Annotated in this window: 7 protein-coding genes; 5 read left to right on the top strand and 2 right to left on the bottom strand. The window is 58.7% G+C overall.

The features are described from left to right. Positions 1-22: 22 nt before the first annotated feature. Positions 23-988 carry a hypothetical protein gene (locus tag F7D08_RS06470; RefSeq protein WP_226803412.1) on the top strand — a complete coding sequence of 322 codons (966 nt, stop codon included), beginning with the start codon at positions 23-25 and terminating at the stop codon, positions 986-988. A gap of 295 nt (positions 989-1,283) precedes the next feature. On the opposite strand, the gene F7D08_RS06465 is transcribed toward F7D08_RS06470, so the two are convergent. Next, a complete protein-coding gene (locus F7D08_RS06465; RefSeq protein WP_152209834.1) occupies positions 1,284-2,006 on the bottom strand; it encodes an ABC transporter ATP-binding protein in 723 nt (240 codons plus the stop codon). A gap of 77 nt (positions 2,007-2,083) precedes the next feature. Then, positions 2,084-3,817, bottom strand: a complete 1,734-nt coding sequence (locus F7D08_RS06460) for an ABC transporter permease (protein WP_193316226.1) — start codon at positions 3,815-3,817, stop codon at positions 2,084-2,086. A gap of 325 nt (positions 3,818-4,142) precedes the next feature. Here F7D08_RS06460 and F7D08_RS06450 point away from each other — a divergent pair, with 325 nt between their 5' ends. From F7D08_RS06450 to F7D08_RS06435, 4 genes are all read left to right on the top strand, one after another. After that, positions 4,143-4,721, top strand: coding sequence for a LemA family protein (locus F7D08_RS06450; RefSeq protein WP_152209833.1), 579 nt, complete (start codon positions 4,143-4,145; stop codon positions 4,719-4,721). Next, positions 4,721-6,988 carry a DUF2207 domain-containing protein gene (locus F7D08_RS06445; RefSeq protein ID WP_152209832.1) on the top strand — a complete coding sequence of 756 codons (2,268 nt, stop codon included), beginning with the start codon at positions 4,721-4,723 and terminating at the stop codon, positions 6,986-6,988. Before F7D08_RS06450 ends, F7D08_RS06445 begins: the two co-directional genes overlap by 1 nt. A 426-nt stretch (positions 6,989-7,414) precedes the next feature. Beyond that, entirely contained in the window at positions 7,415-8,890 is a 1,476-nt protein-coding gene (locus F7D08_RS06440) for an isopeptide-forming domain-containing fimbrial protein (protein WP_226803411.1), read from the top strand. Further along, entirely contained in the window at positions 8,880-17,618 is an 8,739-nt protein-coding gene (locus F7D08_RS06435; RefSeq protein WP_193316224.1) for a Spy0128 family protein, read from the top strand. Before F7D08_RS06440 ends, F7D08_RS06435 begins: the two co-directional genes overlap by 11 nt. Positions 17,619-17,640 lie beyond the last annotated feature (22 nt).

Below are 17,640 nucleotides of genomic sequence, written 5' to 3'. Positions count from 1 at the left end.
TGTCAGTAGCTACCGTTGCGGTATGAACGCCATAACGTCCGAGCCGTCGCCCTCGATGCACAGCAATCTTGCTGAACGTCGGCAAGCAATGATCGAACGCTGCACTCATGAAGCGCAGCAAGTGGGCCGTACGTTATTATTCGGCATGACAACATCATTGGTGCTGCAGTCCGTGCCTCTGCCTGAGGACTGCGACCTTGATGCGTCCAAACTGCATATCGTATCCAGCATGAAGACTCGAAGAGTCCGGGCGCATGCTTCCACGTTGTGTTCGCATATATGGAAATTGGCTCCTCAGGCCAACAAGGTCCGAATCAATCAGCATGTATTGGCGATGGACCTCTTTCACGTGTGGGCCCAACTTGCCAGTCATATTTCCTTGCGATCATTGGTGATTCTCGGCGATGCCATCATCACTGCTATCCGCCGCCAGCCTGTCTTGGCGCAAAATCGCGACGGCTCGTCGATATACCGGGATTTTGTCGTATCGCTGGAACACATGCCGAAGTTCAGCGGACGTTTATCATGCGTCCGCGCGTTGATGCTGATGAGTCCGGGCGCGGATTCGCCAAAGGAATCCGAAAAGAGACTGTCCCTTCAGTCTCATGGCATTCCCGAAGCATCGGTCAACTATGTTGTCCCCAATATTATGTTTGCTTCCAGGGCTCCAATTACGGTGGATCTCGCTTGGCCTCACTATAAAGTCGCCGTCGAGTATGACGGAGATCAGCATCGCACCGATAAAATGCAATGGCGACGTGATCAGGAAAAGCGAGGAAAATTACAAGGGCGCGGATGGCTGGTATTCGTGGCAACGGCGGCAAGTCTTGCTGATGATTACACGAAAGCCGAATTCGCTTTTCGCGTCGGCCGCGCGCTGGCTTTGCGCGGAGCCCGATTTACGTTCCACTTAAAGGCGTTGTCTTTGGAGCAGCTGGCTCCGTTGTCTCGGACTATTGATTGGAGAGGTCTAGAAGCAAGAAAATAAGAGGGATGCAATTGCAATAAAGGCATAAGTGCAGTTGCATCCCGATGCGTATTAAGCCCTCATTTTCAAGAATGGCGGAATTTCAAGGATTTGTGATTTGAGGTATTGGGACGCAACTGCAATAAGGGGTGGATTGCGGTTGCGTCCCCTGCCTCAGTGGGATGCAACCGCAAATCACGTGATTATGCAGTTGCATCCCACCGAACACCTGTATCGCAGCTCCATCGGGTTCCGTGCCACGCATTTCGTCTCAAAATAACCACACCACAATTACATGGTGTCGGAGATGCGCATGTCATCGTTCGCGAAGCGGGGCGAGTTGGAAGACTTCGTCGGATTGGGAGGCGACTTCGGGGCTGTGCGTCACGATGATTACGCACTTGCCCTCGTTATGCGCCAAATCTTTGAAGATCGCCATGATGTCGTCCTGCGTGGCAAGGTCGAGGTTGCCGGTGGGCTCGTCGGCCAGAATGATCTGCGGGTCGTAGCTCAGTGCGCGTGCGATGGCCACGCGCTGCTGCTCGCCGCCGGACAAGTGCAGGATGCGTTCGTTCAGATATTCCGGCTGCAGACGCACTTTTTCGATCAGTTCGGCGGCAATTTCCTTCTTCGGCTTGTCGAAGGTCTTGCCTGAGGCATCCATGGAAAGAATGATGTTCTCCGCCACGGTCAGTGCCGGCAGCAGATTGAAGCTCTGAAAGATCACGCCGATATCGTGGCTGCGGAAGCGGTAGCGATCGGCTTTGGCCAGGTCCTCGCCGTTGTGCAGCACGCGGCCCTTGGTCGGCGTGGTCAGTCCGGACAGCAGCGAGAGCAGCGTGGTCTTGCCAGCGCCGGACGGGCCGGTGATGGCAATAACCTGCCCGGTGCGGAACGCATAGTTCTTGTCGATGAGCACGCGTTTGCCGCCCTTGGTGTACGAGTAGGAGACGTGCTCCAGTTCCAGTGCCGGCGTGGTTGCCGGGGCAGCCGTATCGGTGGCCGCAGGGTCGGCAGTAGTTTCGATTGCAGTATTCATGATGAAGTCCTTAACTTAAGGGTGATTTGGGATGGCTCACCCATCCCATGGTGTGGCGGGTGAGCAGGGGAGAGCGATTACGAACGATCGGCGAGAATCTGCAGCGGCTCGTAACGCATGACGAACACGATGCCGACCAGTGCGGAGACAAGAGTCAATCCAAGACCGATGAGAATCAGCTGCCCGACCACCGCCAGGTTCACGGTGGCGTTGATTTCACTGACGTAGTCCACTGCTTGACGCATACCGCCCGGTCCGCCCTGCTGCGAAGGCTGGGCGGTATCGCTCTTGGTGGAGTCTGTGGACGAGCTCGAAGAGCCGGAATCGGAGGAAGACGAATCCGAAGAGCTCGACTGCTGCTCACCGCCAGGTGCACCGCCCATGTCCGCAGCGCGGCCGAACTGCTGCTGTTGGCTTGAGGCCTCGGATTCCTGCGCGGACACCTGAGATGCCAGCAACTGGTTCGACACCGGTACGGAGGCCACCGCGCCGCCTGCAACACCGAGTGCGATGCCGCACATCGTGACGATCAACAGCTCGATGACGAACTGTGCTGCGACCTTGGCTTTCTTCACGCCGATGGCGGTCAGCACGCCGACCTCATACTTGCGCTCGCGAATATTGAACAGATTCAAGACCACGAGCACCACGGCACCCACCACAAGTACCACGATGAGCAGGGTCAGCGCGAACTTCGCAAGGTTATCGAGCGGCACCAGACTGGACTCGTACTGCTCGACGTCAGCGGACTGCACGGTGTAGGTATCGTCCAGACCAGCGGCCTTCACGTCGGCGGCGAAGGCCTCGTAATCGTCGGCGTTGGCGAGCACGTACGTGTAGTTGAGCTGGGTGGTGGTGTCGTCGTTATCGTCGTTGGCGGTGGTGTCGGAGTCGAGGCCGAGCGATTTCAGCGTGGAAACGGAGGTGTAGATCGCATTATCCGCGTCCTGCGAGGTGCCGCCCATCGGGCCCATCGCGTTGGTGTTGCTGGAGGTGGAGTTCTCGTAGATGCCGCAGATGGTCAGTGTATAGGTGAGCGAGGTGTCGCTCGGATTGGTCACGGTGATGGTGTCGCCCACGGAGAGGTTATTGAAGTCGGCCAGGGTCTTGGAGATGATGACTTTGCCGTTGTCGGATTCGTCGTATCCGAACACTTCGCCGCTGGACATGGTGAACGAGCCGTTGGATGCGTTGGCGATGGCGGTGTCGGAGGAGAAGCCGGTCAGGGTGAAGTCACCGGAGGTCATCATGTTGCCGGGCCCGCCTCCTTGGCCGCCATCGCCGCCCGGGCCTTGCTGGTTATCGCCGGAATTGGAGGAATCGGAAGACGAGGAAGACGAATCAGAAGAGCTGGAGTTCGCGGCATTCGCCGTGCTGGATTCCACCGGCTGGAACGAATCGGTGCCGGAGACGCCGGTGCTCTCGGAATAGTACGAGCTCACCGAAACGCTTGAGGCCTTCAAATATTTCTGGTAATCCGCAAGAGTAAGCGTGCTGCCCTCCAGGGCGCTGCGCATCGAATCAAAATCAGGCGCGGAATCCCCGGAAGATGAAGAGGAAGAAGAATCAGACGAATCTGAAGAGCTGGACTGCGATTCGCGCGCCTGCTCCATCAGCTTGCTGCGGTCCACGCTGATGGTGGCGGTCACGGAGGTGTTCGCCAAGCCGGTTTCGCGCGCGGTGCTTGCGGCATTGCGAATGGCGAGTCCGATGGTGGCTGCCGCGGCGATGATCGCCACGATGAGCACGATTAAAATATTGCGGCCCTTGTTCCGTATCACGGTTTTCCAGGCGTTGTTCAACACAAACATAACGGGTCCTTGGGTGGGTGCGGCGCTGGGAAATCCAAGGCCGCGGAACTATGGTTGTTCGCAAGTCCCACGTCAAGCAGCCCGCCGTGCGTGGAACTTCTGCCCCTAACTATCGGCGTCCATGATGATTGCGTGCTGGTGTGAGGCTGACAGTCGCTGGCAAACTACGTTGCACTTGACTGAAGCCTTCCTGAATGCTTGCTGGACCGAACTGTTATGCGCGAACGCCAAAAAGTTCATCTGTCCTCCTCGCTTTTTGCACTGAGTGGTGGAAGAATGGCAGTCAAGATTGGAAAGCCCACTCGGGCTGGCAAGGGGGGCAGTGATGGGCACTGGTGCAATCATCGGCATTGTTATCGTCGTCATTATCGTGGGCGTGATTGGTTGGGGCATCAGTGCCTACAACAATTTGGTGACGCTGAAGAACCGTGTGAAGAACGGCTGGGCGCAGATCGACGTGCAGTTGAAGCAGCGTGCCGATCTGATTCCGAATTTGGTGGAGACGGTTAAGGGTTACGCGTCGCATGAATCACAGGTGTTCGTCCAAGTGACTCAGGCTCGTGCAGGCGCTGTCGCCGCCGCGAATGATCCGAATGCGACGATCGCGCAACGTACCGCCGCGGAGAATCAGCTTTCCCGCGCGCTGCTCAACCTGCAGGCGACTGCGGAGGCCTACCCGCAACTGCAGGCCAATCAGAACTTTATGAATCTGCAGGGGCAGCTCAGGGATTTGGAGAACAAAATTGCGTACGCCCGCCAGTTCTACAACGATGTGGTGCTCAAGCTCAACACCGCCATCGAAACCGTGCCGACCAACATCATCGCCGGCCTGTTCCGTTTCGAGCAGGCGCAGTACTTCCAGGTTGACGAATCCGCCCGTCAGGCGCCGCAGGTCAAGTTCTGATGAAGAAGCGGCTAATTCGAGCCATCATCTTCAGCGTGGCGATCACGCTGATGGCCAGCAGCATGTTCATGGTGTTCGCCTTCGGCACGACCGCGGCCGCTGGAGGCGGTGCCGATCTGAGCTATCGCACGCTTGACTATGACGCCACCTTCACCAGCGAAGGCGACCTCAAGGTCACGCAGCACATCGATGTGAAGCTGCGCAGGCGCGAGGACGAGAACGGCGATACCAAGCCATGGAAACAGCTGTACCAGCAGTACACGCTGCGTAGCGACAATCTCACGGACATCAGCGACATCTACGTGCGCAATGTCACCGACGGCACCACCTACCAACAGCAGACCGAGCTGACAATGCCGGGCGACGTGCCGAGCGACGATGCGTGGAACTCCGATTACGCCGGCCACTGGTATATCGCGGACGTGACCGCCGGCGAGAACGACGCCCACCCGTACGCCCCCGGCCAGGACGCGCTCGCGGTCACCGCGCCCGGCGGCGCCGACTCAACCCAGAAAACCGTGGAAATCGGCTGGAATATCCCCGCCACCGTCTCCGCGGATTCGATGGAATTCGATGTTTCATTCACACTGCACGATGTGGCCACTCAGTGGGATGACATCGCCAGCCTGCAATGGGAGCCGTTCGGCAAGTCCAATCCGGTGCCCATCGGCACAGTGAGTGGCACCGTGCATTTCCCGGAAGGCATCACCGCAGACACCTCATGGGGCTGGCTGCATACCGAGCGCACGTCGGAAACCAGCCGAGCGGCGGACGGCAGTCTCAAATTCAAGGCCTACAACGTGCGTTCCGGCGACTATCTCGATGTGGTCGCCGCGTTCAAGGCAACGCCGAATGAAACCGGCATCGCCCGCCGTCAATCCGGCGATCACTTGGATGCGCTGAAGCAAAGCGAATACGAGCAGGAACAGCAGTGGCGCGATAAGCAGCGCACGTTGGCCCGCGTGCGTTTGGGCATTTGGATTGCGACAATAGTGCTCGGCCTTATCTTCTGCGTGTGGGGCATCGTGGTCGTGGTCCGAAGCAATAGGAACTCGAAGTATCGCGGACCGATTGAATACTGGCGCGATCAACCCGGCGTCAGCCCGGCTTCGGCGGCGCGACTCATCGAGGTGGTCGAACCGCCGAAACATTCGCGACCAACGAACCGCGAGCTGACGGCCACGATGCTGTCGCTCGCCGTCAAAAAGGCCATCGCTATCTATCCCGGTTCTTCAGACATCTATCGCGGCATCGACATGAGCAAGGCGACGCCGGTGGGCTTGAGCCATATGATTGATGCCGATGCAGGCAGACGATGGGCCGCTCGCACCACGAGCACCATCGTGATTCTGCCGGCCGCCATCGATGGCGTGCCGAACGCCGAGCAGTTGGGTTTAAGTGAATCCGAGAACGCGCTGCTCGATCTCTTGATTGTGATCTCCAAGCGCGTCGGTTCCCCGGTATTCGACTTCGGCCAGATGAAGCAAGCCTGCAAGGATTGGGAAGACGGCTATCTGGAGCTCGATAAGTTCACCGGTGCCTGCGATATCGAATACGCGCGTTTGAACGCTTCGCGTTCGCGCGGCTGGCAGTCGATCGTGGCCGGTATCTTCGCTGGGATCATCGGCTTCGGCGCCATGCTCAGCAATGCGATTTTGGGTTATGCGATGGTCGGTGTGATCATCGGTGTGCCGATCTTCTTCATCGGTATGTTCTGCGCGGCGGGCGGTGCGGCGAAGGAACTTACCGAGCAAGGCCAGGAAGTCGCCGGCAAGTGCTTGGGGCTCAAGCATTACATGCAGGATTTCTCCAGTTTCACCGATCGCGGCACCGCTGATTTGGCCATGTGGGATTGGTATATGGTGTACGCCGCCGCATTCGGCATCAGCGACCGTGCGGCCGCCGAGCTGGCCAAGGCATATCCGCAGGTGACCGATCCTCGCTGGCTCGACGATAATGCCTCCGACTCCACGCTCTACTGGTCCTACCGCGCGCATAGCTGGGATGATGCCCGCTACGGCTACGGCGCGCGCGTCGGTATGCAGGGCGGCAGCTTCAGCGACTCTTCCTACGCGCCGAGCTTGAGCTTCGGCGACCTTGGCTCGCAGCTTTCCTCCGGATTCGCGGACATCACCTCCACCATCAATGCCGCTGCACCGAGTTCGTCAAGCGGCGGTGATTTCAGCTCCAGCGGCAGCTTCTCGTCCGGTGGCGGCTTCGGCGGCTCCTCCGGAGGCTCTGGCGGCGGCAGTTTCGGAGGACGTTGAGATGCCGGCCCTCTTGTGAAGGAGCGTTATCGGCGCTGATTGAAGAGGCGTTGCAAATACGTGCAGGTGGGATATTGAGCATGCATGCGTTGCTGGCGTGTCTTATTGAGACGCATGTTTTGTGCAATGCGTCACAATGATGTCAATGTTCGCATGATGGAGCAATTCCATACTGCGGTAAGGGAAACGGGGGTGTATTTAACTGAGTTAATATTTTGCAATCGTTTGCATCGTTGGTATTGCAACGTTTGCAGTCGGCGATTTGTTCCTCGGGGGGGGGTATTCTGCGCCCTATGAGGTCTGAGGGGAGTCCTGCGCGCGATATATACGTGCTGCAGGATGGCGGTTCATCTCGGCAGGCCTTCTTGTTGAAGAAGAAACAAGGGGATCAGGATGCTTCGCCTGTCGAACAATACAATCGGACGAATGCTGGTGGCTATGTTGGCCACGGTGGCCATGTTGATAACGGGCGTGAATCTCACTCCCGTGGTCAATGCGGCTGAGACTGCGTATAACCCGGACGCTCCGGCTGTGCAGGTTACCAGCGGCGTGACGGTAAAGGTTTACAAAGACAAGAACCATACACAGCTATACGATCCGAATCAGCCTGCCGCCATAGGCCAGACGTTCTACGGGCAAATCAGTTTCGACTTCTCCGAGGCCGAGAAACCTACGCTTGACAGCCCAACGCGTTCCTACAAGTTCCCCAGCAACATTAACGTCAAAGATGTAAAGAATTCCACGCTGTACGACGGTGACGGCAATGAAGCCGGCACTTGGTCGATCAAGGATGGCGTGGTTACCGCTACATGGAACGAAGACTGGCTGACGAATCATCCTTCCGACATCACGTCATTCGTGAGCTTTGATTTCACGCTTAATGAGAACGCCGGCGGCGACGGCAACCAGGAGCACATCACGTTCCCCGGTGGCGGCGGCGACATCACCATCACCATCGACAAGTCCGAGGTGAGCGGTCAGAAAGACTATGAACTGAACGACGACGGCACTGTGACCTTCACCGTGACGTTGAAGCCGCAGTTTGACGTGAAGAACATGGTCGTCACCGATACGATGGGCTCCAACTTCACGTTCGTCGACGGTTCCTTCCAGCTCGATGGCAAGCCTGTAAATGCTACCATCAGCGGTCAGACCGCAAGCATTGACCTCGGCGATCTCGCCAAGGCCGACAAGGACGGCTACCAGCTCACCTACAAGGCGCAGCTCACCGACGCCGCCAAGCAGACACTCGCCCAGGGCGGCAAGCTTGATAACGCTCAGAACGTTGCCAGCTGGATCTGGGATGGTGCAGACGAGCCTGGCAAGGCCGATGTCACCCCGAACCTCAGCTACAAGATGGTGCAGAAGTCCAATGGCTCCGGCACTGCTGCCGACATCAAATGGACCGTCAAGCTCAACACCGGCAGCCTCAAGGCCGACATGGGCGGTTATGTGTTCAAGGACTCCATCAAGACGGGCCAGTACTACATTGGTTCCTACACCGTGAAGGATGCCAAGGGCAACACGGTGGGCACAGGCGCGCTCGACGGCTCGGCCAAGAATTTCAGCTACACGTTCCCGCAGAACGCCGGCGCGCAGCAGTACACCATCGAATACCACACCGCGCTCGACGATGCGAACTCCACTGCCAAGGTCGATAACCACGCTGAGGTCACGCCTCCGGACAAGAACCATCCAGGCGGCAGCGATGACGGTTCCTACACTCCGAAGGGACCGCAGCAGCCGGATGATAAGAACATCTATGTGACTAAGGACGTGGATTCTTCCACGGCCGCTACGGACGGCAAGGCCGAATGGACCTCGCTGGTGAAATTCTCGTTGATGGCAGCGAACACTGACCCGACGAGTGTGCAGTTTACTGATGAGAAGCTTGAGTTTTGACAAAGCATCGAACGCCGATGGGTCCAAGGACGGCGGCTTCGGCTTCGACCAGACCCGTAAGCCGGTGCTCACCATTGGCGACGCGACGCTCACCGAAGGTACTGACTACTCGCTCGACAAGTACGACGCGGATTCGTTCAAGATCACGTTCAAGAACAGTGACGCCATTAAGACCGCCATCGGCAATGCCGACGTGCAGGTGAAGTACTGGACCGTCAGCGACAAGACACCTGGCACCTACAAGAACACCGCCAAGATGAAGTACAACGGCAAGACCACTTCAGCCAGCGACTCCTACGACATCGAAAACACGAATCTGGTCAACAAGACCGGTTCCATGAAGTGGGTCAAGGACTTCGATTGGAGTCAGATCGACCCTGCCGACACCACCAAGGGCGCTTGGGTGGCCGACTGGCAGGTCGATGTCAATAAGGGCGATGGCGGCATCGGCAAAATTGATACCCTCGGCAAGCCGATCGTCGTGACTGATACCTTGCCGCAGGGCATGAGCTACGTGCCCAGCTCCGGCAAGTACACCGTAAAGGCTGGAAGCAAACCTGGCTCTCAGGCCGGCAAGCTCGACGACGTTATGAGCAGCGCCAACAGCCAACTTACCTTTACCATTCCTACGGATGGTGTCAAACAGCAAGACGGTTCCGACAAGGCGTATGCCAAGCTCACCTACCAGACTGCGGCCAAGGGCACCGGCCAGGAGGTCTCCTTCACCAACAAGGCCGCGGCCGACTCCGGTAGCACCCACTTCGGCGAGGATTCCAGCACCGTGACCGGTAGCAGCAAGGTCATCGACAAGTCCGCGGTGCAAAACAAAGACCTCAACCACGTGCGCTACACCATCAAGGTGAACCCGGAAGGTACGGATCTCGTCAAGGATTCCGACACTGTGACCCTGTCCGATCTGATGGACCCCGAAGGCACGTTTATTCCGTCTTCTCTTAAAATCACCAACAGCAACACCGGTGCCACGCTCATCGTGCCTGTCAAGGTGGAGAATGTCAGCGACAATGGCGCTCCTACCACCAAGCTCACACTCGCTCTGCCGGACTCGACGCCTGTCACCGTCGTGTACGATGTGAAGCCCAACGGCAAGCCTGGCGACAAGGTGAATCTCACCAACACCGCCACGCTTGAAGGTGTCGTCAATGGGCAGGACATCAACAAGCATGACTGGACAGTCACCAACCCGAGCTCCGGAACCGATGGTGCAGCAGGCTCCATTGCCATCACCAAAACCGATGCGGCTGACCTGTCCCGTCACCTTTCCGGCGCGAAGTTCGCACTCTACCAGGTGAAGATGGACGAGCTCTCGGGCGCCAACGTGACGTTCGACCAAGTGAAGGCCGCCGCCACGAAGGCCGGTGATGATGTCACGACCAACGCCAATGGAGTCGCCACATTCGGATCTACCGACAAGCCACTCGCCACCAATACGCTCTACTACTTCGTGGAAACCGTGGCTCCGAAGGCCGCCGACGGCACTGAATACAAACTCGACACCACGCCGCATTACTTCATGCTTGCTGGCACTGATGCTAACGAGTCGGCTGCCGCGCTCGCCAAGGCCAAAGCGTTTGGACTGCCGGTTTCCGACAGCACATCATTCAACGTGTACGACGAGCGCAAACCCGTCGCCGTGAATGGTTCCGTGATCCTTGGTAAGCAGCTGACCGGGCGTGCGTGGACCGATGCTGATGCATTCACATTCCAGCTCGCCCCGGATACGAAGAACAGCGAGGATGTGACTGCTGACGAGGTCAAGGCCGCCATGCCGAAGACCGCTACCGCCACTGCCAGGAAAACCGGTAATGGCGCAGACGGTAGCATTTCCACATTCGCGTTCGGCGGCTTCACCTTCTCCGAACCCGGCACCTACGCCTACACGGTGAAGGAAACCAGCAAGGGCGGCAACGGCGTGACCGTTGATGCCCGCTCCGCTTCCATCAAGTTCGCGGTGGAGCAGGACGCCTCCGGCAAACTCGAGATCAAGGGCGGCCAGGCTGAAGTGTCCGGCATCACCGAAAATCAGGGTAACTGGACGTTCTCGAACACGTACAAGCCCACTGAAACCACGGTCAGCAATGCCATCAAGGTGAAGAAGACGTTTGAAGGGCGTCAATGGCGTGACGGCGATTCGTTCGAGTTCCGTCTGCAGCCCGCGGCACCGACTGAAGACGCTCCGCTTCCCGACGGTGCGGCTGATGGCTATGCCAAGCTCAACGTGACCGATACCAACGAACACGCATTCGGCAGCATCACCTATACCAAGGCTGGCGAATACCACTACACCGTGTTCGAGCACACGCCCACCGCCAACAATGGCGAGCATGCTTTGCCTGGCGTGGATTATTCCAACGCGCTGTATAACGTCACCGTCACCATTAAGGATGACGGCAAGGGCAAGCTCACCAATGGTGGCGTCACCATGACCAAGGCACAGAACGATGACGGTACTGCGGCAGACGGTGCAGTAGTCAAGGGCAATGTGGCCGCGGTAACCAATACCTACAAAGCCGAGGAAGCCAATTTTGGCTTGCTTGTCATGAAGAAGTACACGGATAAGACCGGCTCGAATCCGCTGACCAATGGCAAGTTCTCCTTCACGCTTACCGCAAAGGATGGTGCGCCGCTTCCAGCAAGCGCTACAGGCAATTCCGTGGTTGCCAACGTAACCAAGGCTGGTGTTGCTTCATTCCCTGAAATCAAGCTCACCAGTGCACGCGATGACGGCAAGACCTACGAGTACACGCTCAAGGAGAACGTGCCGTCCGGCGCCCTGACAAGCGCTGACGGCAAGACCGCCACATTGAACGGCATGACCTACGATCTCACCACCTATACCGTGCAGGTTCCAGTGGCAATGACCACCGACAAGGATGGCAAGCAGGTACTGGGATATCAGGTCAAGGTGCTTGACGAGAATGGCAATGCGGTCGATGCCTCCAAGCTCGACAACGGCCGCCCGGTGTTCTCCAACACCTACCAGCTGACCCCAGTCGAAGCGAACATCGCAGGTCAGAAGACACTGACCGGCCGCAACATGGATGCGAACGAGAAGTTCACGTTCCGTCTTGCCGCTGCCGAAGACGACACCGCTGAAGCTCGGGCCGCTCGTGCCGGTCTCAAGGATGATTCCATTGTCTTCGGCTCCGACAAGTCCGCCGACAAGCTGGAAACCACTGTCGAGAATGCACAGGATGGTCGGCCTGCTGCCTTCAACTTCGACGGCATCCACTTCATCAAGCCTGGAACCTTCAAGTTCGCGGTCACCGAGGTGGGCAACGTCAAGGCTGGAACGCACAAGGACGGGCATGTCGGTTATGTGACCGTCATGGTGAAGGACAACGGTGATGGCACGCTCACTGCCACCCCCGCTTACGACAATGCCGATGCCCTCACTGATTCGGACAAGGCAGCTACGGATAAGTCCGCTTTCACCAACAGCTATGCGCCGACCGGCTACGCGTTCTTCCAGCTGCACAAGAAGCTCACCGCATCAGACGGTGTTGCTGCACCAAAGCTCACCGCTGGCAAGTTCAGTTTCGGCCTGTACCAGGGCGATGGCACGGACGGCAAGACGCCGATTCAAACCAAGACGAATGTTGCTCCGGCGCTTGGCGGAACCACGGGCAATGTCACCTTCGAACGCATCGACTACACTCCTGCCTCACTTGCACAGGCTGTAAATGAGGGCTATGCAACCTACAATGCCGTCACCAAGACGTGGAACCTGACCTACACGGCCGCCGAGCTCGATGCCAACGGCAACCCGGTTGCTGCAGACTACACGAAGGATGGCGTCGCCTACGACACCACCACTCGTAAGATTGAAGTGACCGTGACTGATACCGGCAATGGCGCGTTGCAGACCGGATACATCGTCAGCGACGGTGATCCGAACACCTCCACCAACGCCGACTCCGAGGATGCCGCCTTCAACAACGTGTACGTTCCAGCTCCCGCAACGGCCAACCTGTACGCGCAAAAGGTGCTTGACGGTCGCGACTGGGCCGCGGATGGCTCTGATAACTTCGATTTCAAGCTCGAAGCCGTCAGCGGCAAGATCACCGCAAACAAGGCTGATGTAGCCAAGGCCAACATCCCAATGCCTACCGGTGCGGTGAATGGAGAACTCATCAAGTCCGTGACCGACGGCAACGAGTTCAATTTCGGCGACATCGAGTACACCAAGGCTGGCACCTACGTGTACAACATCAGCGAAGTCACGCCTGACAATCCGTTGCCTGGCGTCTCCTACTCCACCGATCTCTACCGTGCCACGGTCACCGTAACCGATAACGGCAAGGGCCAGCTGAGCTCCAAGGTCGCCATGGAACTGGTTTCCAAGGTCGATCCTTCCGCCAAGCAGGGTAGGCCCGTCGAGACCAAGGCTCAGAACGGCGAGCCATTGGCTCGAATCACCAACACCTATGATGCAGCCGGCCAGACCGCTGTCGCCGGTACCAAGAAGGTCACCGGTGATGACGGCAGCAACCAGACCGCGAACTTCGCGAAGAAGTTCACGTTCACGCTCACTGGCCAGAATGGCGCTCCTGTTCGCGTTGCAGATGCGAACGGCAAGATTCAGAACAAGAGCGAACTGACCGCCACGAATAATGCGGACGGCACGGTAGCATTCGGCAGCCTCCACTACACGCTGGCTGATCTGAAGGATGCTGTGGCCGATGCCAGCGGCACTCGCTCCAAGACCTTCACCTATGAGGTCGCGGAGAGCGGTGCTGCGGACGGCGTCACCAATGACGCCGCCGCGATCAAGACCTTCGCGGTCACGGTTGCAGACAATGGCAGCGGAGCGCTCGCCGTGACCACTGAGCCGGGAGACACGGCCAACCTGTTCTCCTTCGAGAACGCGTATGCCGCTGCCGCCCAGCTCACGCTCACCGGCACCAAGACGCTCGAAGGCCGTGCGTTGACCGCCGACGATGTGTTCACGTTCAATGTCTACGAGGGCACTGATACCACCGGTACGCCGATCTCCACCGGCACCAGTGACGCAACGGGCAAGATTGCGTTCAGCAATCCGCTGAGCTACACGCTCAAGGATCTCGGCGATCATACGTATACGGTCGTCGAATCCGACGCGAACATGCCAGGAGGGGTGACTGCCGTGACCCGCACCCACACGTTCACCGTGAACGTTGCGGACACGGACCACAATGGCACGCTCAAGCTCACCGCGAACGGCCTGGGCGACCAGAACGGCAGCAACGGTCTCACGTTCGAGAACAACTACACGACCGAGGATTCCACTCCGATCGAGTTCAAGGGTGTGAAGCTGCTCGACGATGGTGACTACGCCACCACGCTCGCCCAGCTCAAGGGCAAGTTCACCTTCACGCTCAAGGGCCAGGATGGTGCCCCGCTTCACGTGCTTGATGCGGACGGCAAGACCGCCGCGGACAAGAGCGAACTGACCGCAAAGAACGATGAGGCCGGCAATATAGACTTCGGCAAGATGGTTTACCACTTCGCCAATCTCGATGGCCAGACCGAACGCACGTTCACCTATACGGTCACCGAATCCGGTGACGTCGCGGGCGTGGCGAACGATGCGAAGACCACTCGCACCTTCACCGTCACGCTGCATGACAACGGTGACGGCACTCTGAGCGCCACCACCGATCCGGCTTCCGGAGCATTGTTCGCCTTCACGAACACCTACTCTGCCGGCAAGGCAGACGACGCCTTCAACTTCACGAAGACCCTCAGCGGTCGTGCGCTGAAGGATGGTGAGTTCACGTTCACACTTACGGGCGCAACGGACGCTCCGCTGCCGGAAGGTGCAACGAACGGTATCAAGACCGTCACGAACGACAAGGACGGTAAGATTGCCTTCGGTAAGATCACCTATACCAAGCCCGGCGTCTACACGTACACCGTACGTGAAACCGCCGGCGACCTGAGCGGCGTGACCTATGACGACACTGTGTATACCGTCATCGTCACCGTGGTGGATAACCACGACGGCACGATGACCGCCACGCATCAGATTATGCGTACGGCATCAGCTGCCTCCACTCCGGTGAAGGACAAGGATGCGGTGTTCGCCAACACCTACACGCCGCCAGTGCCGAGCGTCACTCGCGCCACGGCCGAGCTGCATGCACAGAAGCAGCTTGAAGGCCGCGACTGGCGAGACGGTGATTCGTTCACGTTCAAGCTTGAGGCGGTGGGCGGTACGCTTGCCGACCACGGCACGAATGTGGCCAAGAATGACGTACCAATGCCTGACGGCGCTCGAAATGGTGTACTCACGCATGACGCCACCGACGGCAAGTCGTTCGGCTTCGGCCGAATGACTTACACGAAGGCCGGCATCTACACGTACACCATCAGCGAAGTCAAGCCTGAGCACGCGCTGCCTGGCGTCTCCTACTCCGCCGACTGGTATCGTGCCACAGTCACCGTTACCGACAACGGTAAGGGCAAGCTCAGCTCCGCGGTCGCCATGGAACCGGTCTCCCAGCGGAACGGAAGCGCGGAAACGGTGAATGCCACCGGCGATTCAGTGGCTCTGTTCACCAATACCTATGACGCAGCTGGCTTGCTTGCCGTCGCTGGCACCAAGTCGGTGAAGGGTGATGACGGCAAGGACTACACGGCCGACTTCGGCGGCAAGTTCACGTTCACGCTCACGGGCAAGGACGGCGCACCCATCCGTGTTGCGGGCGATTCCGGAACGCTCGAGACCAAGGAATCGCTCGTCGCGCGGAACACCGCGGCTGGCACCGTGAACTTCGGTGCGTTGCACTATACGCTTGCCGATTTGGCGGATGCCGCGCCAGCGGCCGACGGCACTCGCTCCAAGACCTTCACCTACGAGGTCGCGGAGAGCGGTGCTGCGGACGGCGTGACCAATGATGCCGCTGTAGTCAAGACCTTCACGGTTACGGTTGCAGACAACGGCACCGGTGCGCTCAAGGTGACCACTGAGCCGGGAGACACGGCCAACCTGTTCTCCTTCGAAAACACGTACGCCGCTTCCGCCCAGCTCACGCTCACCGGCACCAAGACGCTCGAAGGCCGTGCGCTGACCGCCGACGATGTATTCACCTTCAACGTCTACGAAGGTACGGGTGTCACTGGCGACCCAGTCGCCACCGGCACCAATGATGCCTCCGGCACGATTACCTTCGACAAGCCACTGAGCTACACGCTCGCCAACCTCGGCAATCACACTTACACTGTGGTGGAATCCGAGGAAGGTCTGCCTGGTGGCGTGAGCGCCGTGACCCGTACCAGCACGTTCACCGTGAACGTGGAGGATAAGGATCACAACGGCACGCTCACGCTCACCACCAGTGGTCTCGGCGAGGACAACAGCCTCACGTTCGAGAACAACTACACCACCATGGACTCCACTCCGATTGAGCTCAAGGGTGTGAAGTTGCTCGATGATGGCGACTACGCCACCACGCTCTCCCAGCTCAAGGGCAAGTTCACCTTCACGCTTACCGGCGTGGACGCCGCGGATTCCTCCAAGCCGGCCCCGATGCCGGAAGGCGCGAAGAACGGCAAGGTGGAAGTCTCCAATGACGAGGCCGGCAACGTGGACTTCGGCAAGGTGGTCTACCACTTCGCCGACCTCGATGGCCAGACCGAACGCAAGTTCACCTATACGGTCACCGAATCCGGCAAGGTGGCAGGCGTCACCAATGACGCCAACCTTACCCGTACCTTCACTGTCACGCTGCACGACAATGGCGACGGCACCTTGAGTGCCACCACCGATCCGGTTTCTGGAGCGTTGTTCGCCTTCACGAACGCATACTCCGCTGGTAAGGCTACCGATGCCTTCAAGTTCACGAAGAAGCTCAGCGGTCGCGCGCTCAACAAGGGTGAGTTCACGTTCACGCTTACCGGTGGGGCGGACGCCCCGCTGCCGGAAGGCGCGAAGAACGGTGCGAAGACCGTCACGAACGGCAAGGACGGCAAGATCGCATTCGGCACAATCACCTATAGCAAGCCCGGCACCTACGCGTACACCGTGCGTGAAGTTGCTGGCAACTTGGGTGGTGTGACCTATGACGATACGGTCTATGCGGCCACCGTCACTGTGGTGGATAACCACGACGGCACGATGAGCGCCACGCATCACATCGCGCGCATGGCACCCACCGATGGCTCTGAACAGCCGGTCCTTGCCGCAGTGAGCGACAAGGATGCGGTGTTCGCCAACGCCTACGTTCCGGTTCCTACGGAGTTCACCTTCAATGCCACCAAGGCGCTGAAGGGCCGTGCGTTGAAGGATGGCGAGTTCACGTTCGAGCTGCGCGATGCCGACGGCAAGACGCTCCAGCAGGCGAAGAACACCGCCCACGGTACCATCGCCTTCAAGCCGATCACATTCGAGAAGGCCGGGGAGTACAAGTACACGATTCGAGAGGCCGCCGGCGATGCGCAAGGCATCTCGTACGACAAGACCGTGTACACCGCCAAGGTCACCGTGGCCGACAATCTCAACGGTACGATGACCGCAACGGCCACGTATTCCTCCGGTCTGCTCGGCCTCGACCACAAGACCCCCGCCTTCGAAAACACCTACACGCCACCGCTGTCCGACACCGGCTCCAACACGGCGGCCGTTGCGGCGCTTGCGCTGGCCATGCTTGGTGGCGGACTGATGATCATCGCCATTCGCCGCAAGCGCGAAGGGGATATGGCGGCCTTCCGCGGCAAGCACTGCAAGTAACCCGATAGACTGCATATAAGCC

The sequence above is a fragment of the Bifidobacterium cebidarum genome (assembly GCF_009193305.1).
GTDB classification, from domain to species: Bacteria; Actinomycetota; Actinomycetes; order Actinomycetales; family Bifidobacteriaceae; genus Bifidobacterium; species Bifidobacterium cebidarum.
Note: the sequence above shows the minus strand (reverse complement) of the source record. Positions and strands in the feature narration are given on the sequence as shown.